Annotated in this window: 18 protein-coding genes; 8 read left to right on the top strand and 10 right to left on the bottom strand. The window is 60.1% G+C overall.

The window, feature by feature from the left end; genetic code table 11:
* Nucleotides 1–38 precede the first annotated feature (38 nt).
* Nucleotides 39–476, top strand: coding sequence for a hypothetical protein (locus JOE29_RS06480; RefSeq protein ID WP_003314595.1), 438 nt, complete (start codon nucleotides 39–41; stop codon nucleotides 474–476).
* Nucleotides 473–880 carry an META domain-containing protein gene (locus tag JOE29_RS06475; RefSeq protein ID WP_003314594.1) on the top strand — a complete coding sequence of 136 codons (408 nt, stop codon included), beginning with the start codon at nucleotides 473–475 and terminating at the stop codon, nucleotides 878–880. Before JOE29_RS06480 ends, JOE29_RS06475 begins: the two co-directional genes overlap by 4 nt.
* A gap of 170 nt (nucleotides 881–1,050) precedes the next feature.
* Here JOE29_RS06475 and JOE29_RS06470 read toward each other — a convergent pair whose 3' ends face one another.
* Nucleotides 1,051–1,518: a TlpA disulfide reductase family protein gene (locus JOE29_RS06470; RefSeq protein WP_004416738.1), complete on the bottom strand. Its 468-nt coding sequence runs from the start codon at nucleotides 1,516–1,518 to the stop codon at nucleotides 1,051–1,053.
* 129 nt (nucleotides 1,519–1,647) lie between these two features.
* Between JOE29_RS06470 and arsC the strand changes: the two genes are divergently transcribed.
* From arsC to JOE29_RS06455, 3 genes are all read left to right on the top strand, one after another.
* Nucleotides 1,648–2,001, top strand: a complete 354-nt coding sequence (gene arsC, locus JOE29_RS06465; RefSeq protein WP_210079125.1) for an arsenate reductase (glutaredoxin) — start codon at nucleotides 1,648–1,650, stop codon at nucleotides 1,999–2,001.
* On the top strand, nucleotides 1,998–2,603 hold the full coding sequence (wrbA, locus tag JOE29_RS06460; protein ID WP_003418197.1) for an NAD(P)H:quinone oxidoreductase: 606 nt from the start codon (nucleotides 1,998–2,000) through the stop codon (nucleotides 2,601–2,603). The genes arsC and wrbA overlap by 4 nt, the downstream gene beginning before the upstream one ends.
* A gap of 99 nt (nucleotides 2,604–2,702) precedes the next feature.
* A complete protein-coding gene (locus JOE29_RS06455; protein ID WP_003314590.1) occupies nucleotides 2,703–3,374 on the top strand; it encodes a DNA-3-methyladenine glycosylase I in 672 nt (223 codons plus the stop codon).
* A gap of 6 nt (nucleotides 3,375–3,380) precedes the next feature.
* Here JOE29_RS06455 and ttcA read toward each other — a convergent pair whose 3' ends face one another.
* Entirely contained in the window at nucleotides 3,381–4,205 is an 825-nt protein-coding gene (ttcA, locus tag JOE29_RS06450; RefSeq protein WP_046270442.1) for a tRNA 2-thiocytidine(32) synthetase TtcA, read from the bottom strand.
* 194 nt (nucleotides 4,206–4,399) lie between these two features.
* On the opposite strand from ttcA, the gene JOE29_RS06445 reads away from it, so the two are divergent.
* Nucleotides 4,400–4,894, top strand: a complete 495-nt coding sequence (locus JOE29_RS06445; protein ID WP_003314586.1) for a SprT family zinc-dependent metalloprotease — start codon at nucleotides 4,400–4,402, stop codon at nucleotides 4,892–4,894.
* Between the two features lie 66 nt (nucleotides 4,895–4,960).
* Here the strand turns inward: JOE29_RS06445 and JOE29_RS06440 are convergent, their stop codons facing one another.
* From JOE29_RS06440 to JOE29_RS06425, 4 genes are all read right to left on the bottom strand, one after another.
* On the bottom strand, nucleotides 4,961–6,313 hold the full coding sequence (locus JOE29_RS06440; RefSeq protein WP_003393718.1) for a dicarboxylate/amino acid:cation symporter: 1,353 nt from the start codon (nucleotides 6,311–6,313) through the stop codon (nucleotides 4,961–4,963).
* A gap of 463 nt (nucleotides 6,314–6,776) precedes the next feature.
* A complete protein-coding gene (locus tag JOE29_RS06435) occupies nucleotides 6,777–8,123 on the bottom strand; it encodes an ATP-binding protein (protein ID WP_004416732.1) in 1,347 nt (448 codons plus the stop codon).
* Nucleotides 8,120–8,797, bottom strand: a complete 678-nt coding sequence (locus JOE29_RS06430) for a response regulator (RefSeq protein WP_003314580.1) — start codon at nucleotides 8,795–8,797, stop codon at nucleotides 8,120–8,122. The genes JOE29_RS06435 and JOE29_RS06430 overlap by 4 nt, the downstream gene beginning before the upstream one ends.
* Nucleotides 8,798–8,824: 27 nt before the next feature.
* Nucleotides 8,825–9,175 carry a hypothetical protein gene (locus JOE29_RS06425; protein WP_003344838.1) on the bottom strand — a complete coding sequence of 117 codons (351 nt, stop codon included), beginning with the start codon at nucleotides 9,173–9,175 and terminating at the stop codon, nucleotides 8,825–8,827.
* Nucleotides 9,176–9,348: 173 nt separating this feature from the next.
* Between JOE29_RS06425 and JOE29_RS06420 the strand changes: the two genes are divergently transcribed.
* On the top strand, nucleotides 9,349–10,137 hold the full coding sequence (locus tag JOE29_RS06420) for a dienelactone hydrolase family protein (protein WP_003393714.1): 789 nt from the start codon (nucleotides 9,349–9,351) through the stop codon (nucleotides 10,135–10,137).
* A 104-nt stretch (nucleotides 10,138–10,241) separates the two neighbouring features.
* Here JOE29_RS06420 and JOE29_RS06415 read toward each other — a convergent pair whose 3' ends face one another.
* The gene (locus tag JOE29_RS06415; protein ID WP_210079123.1) at nucleotides 10,242–10,775 is read right to left on the bottom strand and encodes a transposase; all 534 of its coding nucleotides are present in this window, start codon (nucleotides 10,773–10,775) and stop codon (nucleotides 10,242–10,244) included.
* 737 nt (nucleotides 10,776–11,512) lie between these two features.
* Between JOE29_RS06415 and JOE29_RS06410 the strand changes: the two genes are divergently transcribed.
* Nucleotides 11,513–12,238 (top strand): 4'-phosphopantetheinyl transferase superfamily protein, encoded by a 726-nt coding sequence (locus JOE29_RS06410; RefSeq protein ID WP_198699077.1) that lies wholly within the window; start codon nucleotides 11,513–11,515, stop codon nucleotides 12,236–12,238.
* On the opposite strand, the gene fhuF is transcribed toward JOE29_RS06410, so the two are convergent.
* The 3 genes from fhuF to JOE29_RS06395 are packed head-to-tail and all read right to left on the bottom strand — an operon-like array spanning nucleotide 12,239 to nucleotide 15,295.
* The gene (gene fhuF / locus JOE29_RS06405) at nucleotides 12,239–12,985 is read right to left on the bottom strand and encodes a siderophore-iron reductase FhuF (protein WP_099315155.1); all 747 of its coding nucleotides are present in this window, start codon (nucleotides 12,983–12,985) and stop codon (nucleotides 12,239–12,241) included.
* Nucleotides 12,943–14,553, bottom strand: a complete 1,611-nt coding sequence (locus JOE29_RS06400; protein ID WP_210079121.1) for an ATP-binding protein — start codon at nucleotides 14,551–14,553, stop codon at nucleotides 12,943–12,945. Before JOE29_RS06400 ends, fhuF begins: the two co-directional genes overlap by 43 nt.
* 4 nt (nucleotides 14,554–14,557) lie before the next feature.
* Nucleotides 14,558–15,295 (bottom strand): response regulator, encoded by a 738-nt coding sequence (locus JOE29_RS06395; RefSeq protein ID WP_210079119.1) that lies wholly within the window; start codon nucleotides 15,293–15,295, stop codon nucleotides 14,558–14,560.
* Nucleotides 15,296–15,878: the final 583 nt, after the last annotated feature.

Raw genomic sequence — 15,878 nt, 5'->3', positions numbered from 1 at the left:
GCGGAGCATGTTAGGATGCGCGCAATTTTGGAGGACCCATGGTCGAACACGATTTTCGCTACAGCATGCTTAACCCTCAGCACACGCTGACCGAATGCCGAACTCTGGCGCCCGGTCGCTATCAGGTCACCGGCAACGGCGGCTCGATTCACGACAACGACCAGTTGTTGGTGACCATCAAAGGCAGTAAAAGCCTGCACATGCGCCTCACCGTCGAGAAAGTCCGGCACCTGATCAACCCGCCCGGCCAGTGGATTGCGGTGGCCAAAGGCCCGGTATTCGACGAGTTGGCAATTCATCAGTGGAAAGTGAATTGCGACAGCTGCGCCGCCGAACTGAACTTCGAGTTCATGGTAGAGAGCAAGCTGGGCGTCAAGGCGCAGAAACCGGCCGCTACCGCGCGCATCGCGGAGCTGGGCTGGAAAACCGATGGCGAGAAGCACTTCTGCAAGAAGTGTCAGGAGAAAGCGGCATGAAACAGTTTGCGCTCCTGAGCCTGATCGGCGGCGCGCTGCTGGTTGGTTGTACTGCTGACCCGCTGCCGATCCAGCAGGATCACAGCTATGTAACCGAGTGGATCGGCGAGCGTCCGCTGATTGATAACAGTCGCTTGACCATGACGCTGGGTGCCGATGGCCGTGCGTATGGCAATGCGGGCTGCAACCATTGGTTTGCGCCCTATACGCTGAACGATCACAGCATCAGTTTCGGTCCGGTGGGCAAGACGCGCAAGATGTGTGCGCCGGCGTTGATGGAGCAGGAGCAGCGTTTTATCAAGGCGATGAGCAGTGTTCAGCGCTGGGATATCTCGCCCATCGAGCAGTTGCGTCTGTGGCCAACGCAGGGCAAGCCGTTGCGTTTCTGGCTGGAAGATAGCTGATTGTAACTATCGTGCCGAAGCTCAGCGTAACTTGCGACGCAGAGCGTCTAGAACTGCATTCCCACGCTGGAGCGCAGGGAACGATCACTATCGTGCGACGCTCCGCGTCGCATGCCGTTCTGGACGCTCCGCGTCCTCGTTGCTACGCCAAGCGTCGAAAATCGATCCGATCAGCCCTCGCCACGCAGTGTCTTGAGCTTCTGGATCACGGTCGCGGCCGATTGTTCGCCGAGCAGTTGTTCGCGCATCTTGCCCTTGTCGTCGATGATGTAGGTCACCGGCAGTGCCTCGGAGGGCGGCAGGCTGTATTGCTCGGCCGGGTCCTGGGCGAGCACGGTGAATTTGATGCCCAGTGCATTGGCAGCGCTTTTCAGTTCGTCGCCCTGCAGGTTGTCGAAGTTGACCCCCAGCACGGTGACTTTCTGGTCCTTGAGCTGCTCGGACAATGCATTGAACTCCGGAACCTCGGTGCGGCAAGGGCCACACCATTCGGCCCAGTAGTTGACCACCAGCCAGTGCCCCTTGATGCGCTCACTGGCGACCTTCTGGCCATTCTGATCATTGCCCAGGTCCACGCCACATCCGCTGAGCAGCAAACTGCCGAAAAGTATTACCGCTGCTGTTAATCGCCTTGCCATTTGCTTGTTTCCTCGCCCCGTTCAACCTGCAATTACTTATACCCAAGCCACGACTATTGACCATTCGATATGTCGGACAGTGCCATCGCTGGTTAGAATACGCCACCCCACACAAGATGCGACGTGCAAATGACCGATCTGACGCTGTATCACAACCCGCGCTGCAGCAAGTCCCGCGGCGCGCTGGAACTGCTTCAGGCCCGCGGCCTGACGCCGGACATCGTCCTGTACCTGGAAACCCCGCCCGACGCCGACCGTGTGCGCGACCTGCTCGGCAAGCTGGGCATCGGCGCCCGGCAACTGCTGCGTACCGGCGAGGACGATTACAAGCAACTCAATCTGGCCGACCCGAGCCTGAGCGACGAGCAACTGATCGCCGCCATGGCCGCTCACCCCAAACTCATCGAACGACCGATTCTGGTCACTGGCGACAAGGCTGTCATTGGCCGCCCACCCGAGAACATTCTGGAGCTGCTGCCGTGAGCACACCCTACATTCTGGTCCTCTATTACAGCCGCAACGGCTCCACCAGCGAAATGGCCCGGCAGGTTGCCCGCGGCATTGAACTGGGCGGCATGGAAGCGCGGCTGCGCACCGTACCTGCCGTTTCCGCCGACTGCGAAGCGACCGCCCCCGAGATTCCGGAAAGCGGCGCGCTGTACGCGACCCTCGATGACCTGAAAAACTGCTCCGGCCTGGCGCTGGGCAGCCCGACGCGCTTCGGCAACATGGCCGCGCCGCTGAAATACTTCCTCGACGGCACCAGTAACCTGTGGCTGACCGGCGCGTTGGTCGGTAAACCCGCCGGCGTCTTTACCTCCACCGCCAGCCTGCACGGTGGTCAGGAAACCACGCTGATGTCGATGCTGCTGCCCCTGCTGCATCACGGCATGCTGATCATGGGCCTGCCCTACAGCGAATCGGCGCTGCTGGAAACCACCGGCGGTGGCACGCCCTACGGTCCCAGCCATCACGCCGGTGCCGATGGCAAGCGCGCGCTGGACCGTCATGAAACCGACCTGTGCCGCGCCTTGGGCCAGCGTCTGGCCAGGACCGCGGTGCAACTGGACGCGCCGCGCAGCTGAATCGGCAGAGCGCCGGATGCTTTCAGTTAAATCGTAAACTTGCAGGGCAAGGGTCGGTCTGAACCCTTGTCCTGCCTGTTGAATTTCTTTGGAGAACCGATGCACGACTACAAATGGCTGAACGAGTATTGCCTGAATCGATTCGGCTCCGCCAAAGCTCTGGAAGCTCATCTGCCCTCCCCCAAGACACCCAGACAACTGCAAGCCATCAGCGCCGACCGCTACCTGTCGACCATGGCCCTGCGGGTTTTCCGCGCAGGCCTGAAACACAGCCTGGTAGACGCCAAGTGGCCAGCGTTCGAAGAAGTGTTTTTTCGCTTCGACCCGGAGAAAGTCGTGCTGATGGGCGCCGATCACCTGGAACGGCTGATGCAGGATGCGCGCATCATTCGTCATCTGGGCAAGCTCAAGAGCGTGCCGCGCAATGCGCAACTGATTCTGGACATCGAGCAGGAGCATGGCAGTTTCGGCAAGTTCATCGCCGAGTGGCCGGTCGATAACATCACCGGCCTGTGGCAGTACATCGCCAAACACGGCAACCAGATGGGCGGCCTGTCAGCGCCGCGCTTTCTGCGCATGATCGGCAAGGACACCTTCATTCCGACCTGGGATGTGGTTGCCGCCCTGAACGCGCAGGATATCGTCGACCGTGTGCCGAGCAGCAAACGCGATCAGGCGATCGTGCAGGACGTCTTCAACCAGTGGCACGCAGAAAGCGGTAGGCCGATGTGCCAGCTGTCAGCCATGCTGGCGTTCACCGTCAACCACTGAGTGCCGTCAGATATTGACCACATTGACGAACCGCGACGCAGCGGTTTCGTCGATGCGCAGGTTGCTGAAGTCGAACAGGTTGCGGTCGGCCAGCTGCGAGGGCTGCACGTTCTGCAAGGCGCGGAAAATGCTCTCCGTCCGGCCAGGCGTCTTGCGCTCCCAGTCCTGCAGCATCTCCTTGACCACCTGACGTTGCAGGTTTTCCTGCGAACCGCACAGGTTGCACGGGATGATCGGAAACTGCTTTAGGTCCGAGTAGGCCTGAATGTCCTTTTCATGGCAGTACGCCAACGGACGAATCACCACGTTACGGCCATCATCGGCACGCAGCTTGGGCGGCATGGCCTTGAGCGAGCCATTGAAGAACATGTTGAGAAAGAATGTCTCGACGATGTCGTCGCGGTGGTGCCCGAGCGCCATCTTGGTGGCACCGATCTCGTCAGCGAAGGTGTACAGCGTGCCGCGACGCAGCCGTGAACACAGCGAGCAGGTGGTCTTGCCTTCCGGGATCAATTCCTTGACCACTGAATACGTGTCTTTCTCGACGATGTGGTACTCGATACCCAGCTCTTTGAGGTAGGCAGGCAGCACGTGCTCGGGAAAGCCGGGCTGCTTCTGGTCCATGTTGACCGCCACGATGTCGAACTTGATCGGCGCGACCTTCTGCAGGTGCATCAGCACATCGAGCATGGTGTAACTGTCCTTGCCGCCGGACAGGCAGACCATGACCTTGTCACCCTCTTCGATCATGTTGAAGTCGGCAACCGCTTCGCCGGCCAGCCGACGCAGACGTTTCTGCAATTTGTTCTGATTGACTGAAAGGGTGCCCATTTATGGAAATATCCGCTGACGATAGCTTGAGAAAAGCCGGACATTTTACCCGTAACCGACCATTCGTTAAATATGCTGCGCCTGTACTGTTCAGACAGGCGACCACGCTGAATCAAAAATGACCACCGGGCAGTTGGCCTGTTCAGAGCTTAGCCACATTGCGGCATACTTGGCGCAATGGAGAACCCTAAAGCATGCCCGAACAACTCAATTCACGCGTCGAGACCTGTTACCAACAAGCCGAAGCCTTCTTCAAGCGCACCTTCAAACGCCCGGTGGTCAGTTTCCAGTTGCGCGGTCAGAAGGCCGGTGTCGCTCATCTGCATGAAAACCTGTTGCGCTTTAACCCGCAGCTCTACAAGGAAAACGCCGAAGACTTCCTGCGCCAGACCGTGCCCCACGAGGTCGCGCACCTGATCGCCCATCAGTTGTTCGGTGGCAGCATCCAGCCACATGGCGAAGAATGGCAATTGATCATGCGCGGCGTCTATGAACTGCCGCCCAATCGCTGCCACACCTATGCGGTCAAGCGGCGTAGCGTGATCCGTTACATCTACCGCTGCCCGTGCCCGGACAGCGACTTTCCGTTCACCGCGCAGCGTCATGGCATGGTTCGCAAGGGGCGGCGCTACCTGTGCCGTCGCTGCCGCGAGCCTCTGGTGTTCAGCGGCGAGACGCGCACGGAATAATCCTCCGGCAAACTGCAGGCATAAAAAAACCCATCCGAAGATGGGTTTTTTATGGCCTGAGGGTTATCAGACGGTCTTGGTGGTGTTCACCGCAGCGGCCGGAGTCGGGCCTTCGGCAACGCCGAGGTCGTCTTCAGGGCGGGTTTCCAGAATGGCAGAGCCACCGGAAGTCAGCTCGGACTGCAGCTTGTCGGTGTCCAGCTCGCCGACCCACTTGGCAACCACAACGGTAGCAACAGCGTTACCGACCAGGTTGGTCAGGGCGCGGGCTTCGGACATGAAGCGGTCGATACCCAGAATCAGCGCCAGACCTGCAACCGGCAGATGGCCTACAGCCGACAGGGTCGCAGCCAGTACGATGAAGCCGCTACCGGTTACGCCAGCAGCACCTTTGGACGACAGCAGCAGCACCAGCAACAGGGTGATCTGGTGCGTGATGTCCATATGCGTGTTGGTTGCCTGAGCGATGAACACGGCGGCCATGGTCAAGTAGATCGAGGTACCGTCCAGGTTGAACGAGTAGCCCGTCGGGATAACCAGACCGACCACAGACTTCTTGGCACCCAGGCGCTCCATCTTGATCAGCATGCGCGGCAGGGCGGATTCCGAAGAAGAAGTACCCAGTACGATCAACAGCTCTTCACGGATGTAGCGAATCAGCTTGAAGATGCTGAAGCCGTGAGCGCGGGCGATAGCGCCCAGTACAAACACGACGAACAGCACGCAGGTGATGTAGAAGCAGATCATCAACTGACCCAGCTGCACCAGCGAGCTCACGCCATAGGCACCGATGGTGAAGGCCATGGCACCGAACGCACCCAGCGGGGCCAGCTTCATGATCATGTTGATGATGTTGAACATCACGTGGGCGAAGCGATCGATGAAGTCCAGAACCGGCTTGCCGTAGGCACCCAGGCGATGCAGCGCGAAGCCGAAGATCACCGAGAACATCAGCACTTGCAGGATATCGCCGTTGGCAAACGCGCCGACGATGGTGTTCGGAATGACGTTAAGGATAAAGCCGACGATGCTCTGATCCTGACCGGCCGTAACGTAGGCGGCGATCTTCGAAGCGTCGAGCGTGCTGACGTCGATGTTCATGCCGGCACCCGGCTGAACAACGTTGACTACGATCAGACCTATCAGCAACGCAATGGTCGAAACAACTTCGAAGTACAGCAGCGCATAGCCGCCAGTCTTGCCGACCGACTTCATGCTCTGCATGCCAGCGATACCACTGACGACGGTACAGAAGATGATCGGAGCAATGACCATCTTGATCAGTTTGATGAACCCGTCACCCAGCGGTTTTAACGCCTTGCCGGTGTCCGGGTAGAAGTGACCGATCAGGATACCGATGACAATCGCAACGATTACCTGAAAATAGAGGGATTTGTAGATGGGCTGACGAGTCGTCATTGCAGTTTTCCTCAAGGGCGTCGTCGGCATCTTCACCTGATGCGCGCGAGCCTATAAAGCGCTAACCCTCCTGCACTGGAGGGATTTGTTTTGTCGAGCTGCGCAAGGCAGGTCTCTGCCATGTAGATAGCAATAGGCGTGCCATGGAGTCATTTTGACATCAAAACCCCGCTGTATAAGGCGCACACTGGTAACGGTAGCCGGGATCCGAGAGGACAGGTGGCGGTTTTCCGCCGTATGATGGGAAAAACTGGCACACAGTGGCGGGTATCCGCCTTCTTTTCTGTGGTGACTGGAGTGATCGGTGACGCGTAGAGGTGTGACGCAGAGCGTCACGAACGGCATTCCCATGCTGGAGCGTGAGGAACGATAGGTGTGATAACACTATCGTGCCAATGCTCCGCGTTGGCATGCCGTTCTGGACGCTCTGCGTCCGCTCTTGAAACTGGGGCGAATCACACCCTCACTGCGCCAGAAAATGAATCCTGAACGCCGCTCCCCCCATTGGGGAATCGCCCAGCGTCAATTGCGCGCCGTAGCTTTCGATGATGTCCTTGACCACCGCCAGGCCGATGCCTTGCCCGGGGTTCTGGCGGTCCAGACGCTCGCCGCGTTCGAGAATGCGCGCACGCTGGCTCTGCGGGACACCGGGGCCGTCGTCTTCGACGCACAGTTCATCGCCGGTCGTCGAGCGCGTGAAGCTGACGCGCACTTCACTCAGGCACAGCCGATAGGCGTTTTCCAGCAGGTTGCCGAGCATTTCCAGCAACGCGCCCTCTTCCATATGCACCTGGCAGTGCTCGGGCAGGTCCAGCGTGGCCTTGACCTGTTTGTCGCGATACACCTTGTCCAGCGTGTTGCACAGGCTTTCAACCACGGGTCGCAGCATCACGTGATGCCGCACCAGACCGCTCTTGCGCAGGCTGGCCCGTTGCAGTTGATAGCCGATCTGCTGGCTCATGCGTTCGATCTGCGATTGCAGCACCCACGCCTGCTCGACATCCTCGGGGCGCTTGGCGATGTTCTCGCTTACGCCTTGCAAAACCGCCAGCGGGGTTTTCAGGCTATGCGCCAGGTCGTCCAGAGAGTCGCGGTAACGGATCCGCTGCTCGCGCTCGCTGCGTAGCAGGCGGTTGAGCGAGTCGGTCAGGCGCAGCAGTTCGCTGGGGTGTTCCTCGCTGAGGCTGTCGCGTACACCGGATTCCACCTGATCCAGTTCCTGGCTCAAGCCGCGCAGGGCCCGCAGCCCCCAGGTCAGGCCCATCCACAGCAACCCGAGCAGCACCGCCAGTGCTGCGCCAAAGCCCAGATAAAGCTTGCGGCGCAGACCGTCGATGGTTTCCTGATAGCCGCGCAACGGTTGCACGGCAACGATACTGAACGCGGCATTGCGCCCGCCGAGCAGCCGGATCTCGACGTCATAGACGAAATACTCATCGCCATTGATTTCCTTGATCTTGGTGAACTCGCTGCCCTGCCCGTCGTATTGCGGGCGGTAGTCGATGTTCTCGCCTTCGGTCGACAACGAGCGCCAGACCATCTGCCCCTGGCGGTTATAGATGTAGCCCAGCAGACGGCTGCCGGGCAGATTGAATTGTTCGCCCGGCAACACCGAGGGCATCAACAGATGGTCGTTTTCGACGCGAGCCGCCGAAATCATGGTGGTGACATCAGAAGCCAGGCGTTGCTCGATCGCTCCGCGTAGCGCCAGGCTGAACGCCCCCTGCAGTGCAGGCAGCATCAGCAGCATGAAGATCACCGCCAGCGTGGCGGCGCCCAGCATCAAGCGCAGGCGAAGCGAACGAATCACGTACAGCGCTCATTGAACAGATAGCCCATGCCGCGCACGGTTTCGATAGGTTTGAAGGCCACGCTGCTGTCCAGCTTGCGACGCAGACGACCGACCAGCACTTCGATCACGTTCGGGTCGCGCTCGTCGTCATCGGGGTACAGCTGCTCCATCAGGCGCTCCTTGGGCACCACTTGCTGATGATGGAGCATCAGGTACTCAAGAATGCGGTATTCGTAGGCCGTCAGCGCCAACGGCTGCTCGGCCAGTGCGGCGTGCTTGCGATTGAGGTCCAGCAACAGCGGACCAGCCGTTATTGTTGACTGGATGAAGCCGCTGGAACGCCGTAACAAGGCGTTCAGCCGTGCCTCCAGCTCTTCGAACTGGAAGGGCTTGACCACGTAGTCGTCAGCCCCGGCCGCCAGGCCTTCGACCTTGTCCTGCCAATTGCCGCGCGCGGTCAGGATCAGGATCGGAAAGGCCTTGCCTAGTGCACGCAGCTGGCGAATCAGGTCAAGGCCGCCGATGCCCGGCAGGCCCAGATCGATCACCGCCAGGTCGTGATTGAATTGCGCGACCTGATACAACGCCTCTTCGGCGTTGGCCACCGCTTCCACCACATGCCCGGCTTCGGTCAGACGGGTTCGCAGGTGGTGGCGCAGCAGTGCTTCATCCTCAACTACCAACAACTTCATGCAGCTCTCCCAGGCACAATCGCAGCCTCAAGACAAAGAATGAAACGACATCGTCGCATCAGTACTCAACAGGCGGGCGCTGACGGGCACGTGTTGTGTCACATCATAGCTGCCCAGCAGGATTTCGCGGCTGACAGGCGCACCATTGTGAGTGCCCGTCAGGCTGCCGTAAACCGGTGGCGAATAAAGCGTCCCCACCGAGACGTTGGAATGCGCCTGCTCCCCGAGCGCGTGTCCCCAACTGTTGGTATCGTCAAGCTTTTCGCTGGTCTTGCTGAATTCGATACGGGCCACGTCAAGCCGACCATCACCCGCCTGCACCGCAGCACTGCCACCCAGAAAAGCCAAGGCCAGGAAAAACTTGTTGAGATTCAACATATCGACTCCTTTTGCGCTCGGGGACGCTGTCAAGGTATGGGCCAACAGTAATCGCGCCGGGCTGAACCCCGACTGAACACTGCATGAACCGGCGCTGAACAGTCATCCACACCCTGTGCAGCAGAATCGGCTATGGTTGTTTGCGACTTAAAAACATCAACAAGGAGCTGACCATGCGTGTGTGGATTGCAATGATCATGATGGGCCTGACCGGCCTCGCCCAGGCGGCGATCAAGACCGAGCAGATCGATTATAAAAGTGCCGACGGCACCAAGCTGGTGGGCTATTACGCTTACGACGACGCTGTAAAAGGCCCGCGCCCTGGCGTCCTGGTGGTTCACGAATGGTGGGGCCTGAACGACTACGCCAAGCGCCGCGCCCGCGATCTGGCTGCTCTGGGTTACAGCGCGATGGCCATCGACATGTACGGCGAAGGCAAGAACACCGAGCACCCGAAAGACGCGATGGCCTTCATGCAGGCCGCGCTGAAGGACAGCGATGCCGCCGACAAGCGTTTTGACGCCGGGCTGGAGCAATTGAAGAAGCAGCCACAGACCGATCCGAAAAAGATCGCAGCGATCGGTTACTGCTTCGGCGGCAAGATCGTGCTCGACGCAGCACGCCGCGGTGAACCGCTGCTGGGCGTGGTGAGTTTCCACGGCGCACTGGTCACCAACACTCCTGCAAAACCGGGCATCAAGGTGCCAATGCTGGTCGAGCACGGCGCCAAGGACAGCATGGTCACCCCTGAAAACGTCACCGCGTTCAAGAAGGAAATGGACGACGCCAAGGCCGACTACAAATTCGTCAGCATCGACGGCGCCAAACACGGCTTCACCAACCCCGACGCCGACCGCCTGAGCCACGGCGAACACGGCGGCCCGGACATCGGCTACGACAAGGCCGCCGATGAGAGCTCCTGGGCGGACATGAAAGTGTTTTTCAAGAAGATATTTGGTTGAGCCATAGCTGACACTGCGCGTCCACCCGAGTCTGGGAGGACGCGGAGCGTCCGGAAAGGCATGCGACGCACGATAGTTGCGATCATCGTTCCGCACGTTATGCGTCAATACCAGCGCTGAATATCGATCAAACCGCTCCGCCCCTCATAATCGCGGGCACTGGAGTATCTCCAATGCTCACCTACATCCACATAACCTCTCTTTACCGGGTTATCGTGAATGTAATCGAGCTTCTGCCGCATAACTTTTTCATTCCACACAAGCTCGGCATGAGCCCCTTCCTGCCAGACCTGATAAACCCTGTCACTCTTGTGCAGGCGTTTGACGAACCGCAGACGCTCCAGCGTGCTCTCGGCATTGGCGTTCTCGAGTGCTTCGATTATCTGTCGAGCCGTAAAAGACTTGAAACTGCTCACACATTTGTCCAAGGCGGGTGCTTGGGCGACGAAGTGCAAGTGATTTTCCAGAACGACATACCCGAATAGCTGCAGGCCTTGATGAGCCTGTTGATAGCGCCAGGCGTTCAACAGAATGTCTACCAGAACAGGCCGGGTAAAAAGCGGTAACCACTCCACCACCGTACAGGTCAGAAAATGAGGTTTTTCAGGTTCGGTGATGGTGTATCGACTCCGGCCCATGTGTTCATCCTTGAATCATCAGAGGCGCGAAAGGTACATCGCTGCTTGGTAAGTACGGAATGATGAAAGTGTGACGAGTTTTTTTGCCCTTCATCGCCAAGAGGACGCAGAGCGTCCGGAAAGGCATGCGACGCAGAGCGTCGCACGATAGTTGAGGTTATCGTTCCGCACGCTCCAGCGGGAATGCAGTTCTCGACGCTCTGCGTCGTCAAGAGGACGCAGAGCGTCCAGACAGGCATGCGACGCAGAGCGCCGCACGATAGTCGAGGTGATCGTTCCGCACGCTCCGGCGTGGGAATGCAGGTCTCGACGCTCTGCGTCGTCAAGAGGACGCAGAGCGTCCAGACAGGCATGCGACGCAGAGCGCCGCACGATAGTTGAGGTTATCGTTCCGCACGCTCCAGCGGGAATGCAGTTCTCGACGCTCTGCGTCGTCAAGAGGACGCAGAGCGTCCAGACAGGCATGCGACGCAGAGCGCCGCACGATAGTTGCGATCATCGTTCCGCACGCTCCAGCGGGAATGCAGTTCTCGACGCTCTGCGTCGTCAAGAGGACGCAGAGCGTCCAGACAGGCATGCGACGCAGAGCGCCGCACGATAGTTGCGATCATCGTTCCGCACGCTCCAGCGTGGGAATGCAGTTCTCGACGCTCTGCGTCGTCAAGAAGACGCGGAGCGTCGGTACGATACTTACTGTGCCCTTCCCTCCAACCCATTACCCCGGCAAAATGCCGCCCATGACTCGACTATCCCACCTCCCCATCTGCTGCCCGGAACTGATCCGGCATTGGCCGCTGCCGCAAGCCTTGCCGGGAGCGTTACTGGTGAGTGGACATTTTGATCCGCTCAAGCTGGTCGACGGCGACTTTCAGCGTTGTGAGCTGCAAATGCCCGCGAGCATTCAGCGCTCGGTCGCCAAGCGCCAGACTGAATTCCTCGCCGGTCGTCTCTGCGCCCGCGAAGCCATGCGCCAACTGGATGGCCGCCTGCATGTCCCTGCAGTGGGCGAAGACCGTGCGCCGATCTGGCCCGCTGATGTCTGCGGTTCGATCACTCACAGCACCGGCTGGGCCGCTGCCGTGGTTGCGCATAAGCAGCAGTGGCGCGGGTTGGGGCTGGACACGGAAAACCTGCTGAGCCACGACCGAGCCTCGCGGCTGGCCGGGGAAATTCTGACGGCGGCCGAGCTGGCAGAGATGGCGGCAGGTCCGGAAGATCAGATCGCACTGCGCGTGACCCTGACCTTTTCGATCAAGGAAGCGCTGTTCAAGGCGCTCTACCCCATCGTGCACAAGCGCTTCTACTTCGAAGACGCGCAACTGCTGGAATGGTCCGCCGATGGCCACGCCCGATTACAACTGCTGATCGACCTGTCCAGCGAGTGGCATGCGGGCAAGGAGCTGGACGGTCAGTTCAGTGTGCAGGACGACCACCTGTTGAGCCTGGTCGCCGTCGAAGGTTGATCAGCCGGGCAGCGGACAATGTTCGCAACGTCCAACCCACTCGACCCGATGACTCAGGCAGCACACACGCCGTTGCCTGCGAGGTTCACCGCCCTGCGCCTGCGGCACATAACGCACGGCCTGGAACAGAGGATTGGCGCGCCCGTCCGGCCTTTTCTTCTCGCTTAACAGCGCCCGCCCGGCAGCCAGCGACGCATCACTGCAGGTGGCCAGTTGCGCAAGGCAGCCTTCCAGATAATCCCCGGCGCTGCTCCATAACACCGCGGCAGACAGTCCGCCATAAGCGCTCAGAGAAGTAATGAAGGGCTGCAGATTGTCATCGAGCAACCCGGCAAAGCGCTGAAACGGATCAAGCGGCATACCTCGCCAGACGCGTCCCTTCCCCGCCAGCCTGACACCGCTCGGCACGCCTCGCTCATCCAGCGCCAGCGCCACCTGCCCAAGCTGCAACGGCCAATGCCAGTCATGCACCAGGCTGGCGACCAGCACCGGCGGAATCAGTTGCATGAAGTAAAACTTGGCCCACTGCGACACCAGCACAGGCAATTGATCAGGCATCAGCTGCGGCCCGTAAACAGTCAGCAGCAGTTGATCAAGACGCTCGGGGCGCAGCAGATCAGGCAACGTCATCAACGGGCGCGCGTCATCCGCCGTCAGTAACGTCCGCCCGAATCGCGCAAATGGCCCGGCAAACAACGGCAAGCTCATCGCGGCACCTGCGTGCGCGGCCAAGACAGGCTGAAGCATGCTCCGCCCAGGCTGACGCTATGCCCGATCAGCGCGCGGCCTTCATGCCAATGGATGATCCGCCGCACGATCGACAGGCCCAGCCCATGCCCGCCCGAGGCTCGGGTGCGGCTGTCATCGATGCGCATGAAAGGCGTGAAAATCTGTTCCCACGCCTGCTCCGGAACGCCAGGACCATCGTCGTCCACATCGATACGGCACTGCTGCGCCTCCAGCCGATAGCTGATACGCACCTCGTTATCGGCATGGCGCAGCGCATTGCTCACCAGGTTCTGCATGGCGCGATGCAGGTAGCGCGGCTCGCCCTCGACCCAGGCAGCCTCGCCCTCTTCGGCCCTCAGGCATTCGCCCCGCGAAACCCTTACGTCGGCGCGCAATGGCGCCAGTTCGGCGATCACCTGATCGATCAGCGCATCCAGATCGACACGCTGGAAGTTCAAGGTCGGCGCGCCCTGCTCAAGACGCGCATAGGTGAGCATCTCATCGACCAGCTTGTCGAGGTCCTGGATATCGCTGTCCATACCGATCATGTATTTGCGACGCGCCTCGGGAGTCGCGGCGTCGCTGACCATCTCCAGACCGAAACGCAGACGCGCCACCGGCGTACGCAACTCGTGGGACACCGCGCGCACCAGTTCGCGCTGGATCATCAATGAGCGCTGCAGGTGTTCGGCCATGCTGTTGAACGCCGCTGCCACACGCCCCACCGAGTCGGAGCCCTCGGTCGGCACGCGGGTTTGCAAACTGCCCTGAGCAATCTGCGTGGCCGCCGCTTCCAGCTCCAGCACCCGTCGCTCCAGACGCCGCACCAGCAAGTACACCACCAGACCGATCAGACACAGCCCCATCAAGGCGATCAGCAGCAGCCAATGCAACGGATAAGGGTTCATCTGGTACAGCGGACCGATTTCCAGCACCCAGTTGGTGTCGACGATCCCGGCCAGCACGCGGATCGAATCGCCGCCCTTGCCCAGCGCCATGACCGTATCGCCCTCATAGACGCGGCGGCGCTGGTCATCGTCCAGATCCGCCTGATCCAGCGCCAGCAGGTGCAGGTCGAAACCGAACCCCTTGTCGCTGCGCAGGGCCTGCAGGCGCGCCGGTTGCTCGTCGACGGGAAAGCGCACCAGTTCATCGATCAGCAGGTAAATAGTGGCTCTCGCCAACTGTTCGGTGATCTGCTGCACTTCGCCGGTCAGCAACAGCGGCTCCTTGTCGCTCAACTGACGATAAACCCTGGCAGCGTGCGGCCCGATCTGTTCGACCACCACCTTGCCGCGCGCCAGTTGGCCCAGTGCGCTGCTGTCGAGGTGAGCCTGCTCAAGGGTTTGCAGGCTCAGGGGAATGCCCAGCAGGCGCTCCCAGATCGCCAGGGCGCGGCGCCGTTCGATGCCGTCGAGCGGCACCAGATTGTCGGCCATGATCGTAAAGGTGCCGTGAGCCAGGCGCTCGCGGTACTGCTCGCCGCGCGACTGATTGAGCACATGCAGGGCCAGCACACCGAGCAGCGCGACCAGCACCAACACGCCCAGTACGCCACCGTAGATGCGCAGAAAGATCGAATTCATCAGGTCAGCCGCTGAACACGTGGCCGCTGATGTCCTGCGCGGCTTCGGGCACAAACAGATAGCCCTTGCTGCGCACGGTCTTGATCAGACGCGGATGAATGGGGTCGTCGCCGATTTTCGGGCGGATACGCGAGATACGCACATCGATGGAGCGATCCTGCCCGTCGTACCCCACGCCGCGCAACGCGGTGAAGATCTCTTCGCGGGACAGCGTGCGCCCGGCGTTGGCCACCAGCAGCCACAGCAGGTCGAACTCGGCACCGGTCAGCTCGATGCTCTGCTCGCGCAGCCAGGCCTCACGCAGTGCGTTGTCCACCACCAACGGGCCGAACACCAGACGGCGCAACTCGGCAGCCGGCACCTGCGGCGCTTCACTGCGGCGCAGCAAGGCTTTGATACGCGCCAGCAGCACGCGCGGATGCACCGGTTTGCAGACGAAATCGTCGGCGCCGGTGTCGAGTCCTTCTATATGGTCGGTGTCATCGGTGCGCGCGGTGAGCATCAGAATCGGTCCGTCGTAACGGTCACGCACGCTGCGGCAGATGCTGAAACCGTCCTCGCCGGGCAGCATCAGGTCGAGAATCACCAGATCCGGCTGCTCGGCGATGATCCGCGCCGCCGCCAGCGCGCCGTCGCCTTCGATGCTCACGCGCATGCCGTGGTTCTGCAGGTAGTCGCTGGTCAGTTCGGCCAGTCGCTGGTCATCCTCGACGATCAGCACGCGCCAGGTGTGTGGTTCCACAGCCATCTTTCCTTGTCGTTATCGACCGCTTTTTGTTTTTGCAACGCAGGGGTTGCGGCACCACGTCGCAGGCCAGTGTAGCAACCCTTGCGCGGATCACACGCCACCGCACGCGGCATAGCACATGACATGCCAGAACGGCCTTGCAGCAGCGTTTTTTTGTGATAGGGTTCGCGCCCTCAAAAATCATCAGTACATCGCCAGTGCCTACAAAAATCGGTGACAAACGGTCACGATCCAGTAGTTATGCGGCCTACACGCACGGTGTGCGATTCATACACAAACTACACACACTTTATCCACAAGCGGTGCGTTGCAATTCATGTCCAAAACGCATTATCTTGTAGCCCAGCGACGAGGCACACCCTACATGTGGGGTTTTGAATAAAAACGCCAGCACAACTCAAATGGGAAATTCAAGCATTTTTGTTGCGTCTGAGGGGTTGAACTTCAGGCCAGTTTAGGCACCAAGACGCTCGCGCATGAGCCAGAGCCATCCCGTACACGTTTTGCAACATCGAACACGCACTCTTGATCAGATTTTCGAAGGATCGGGCATAGCCCGGTCCTTTTTGGCTTCAAA

Origin of the sequence: Pseudomonas sp. PvP009, assembly GCF_017832995.1 — a bacterium.
Lineage (GTDB): Bacteria > Pseudomonadota > Gammaproteobacteria > Pseudomonadales > Pseudomonadaceae > Aquipseudomonas > Aquipseudomonas syringae.
This window is presented reverse-complemented; position numbering and strand designations above follow the sequence as displayed.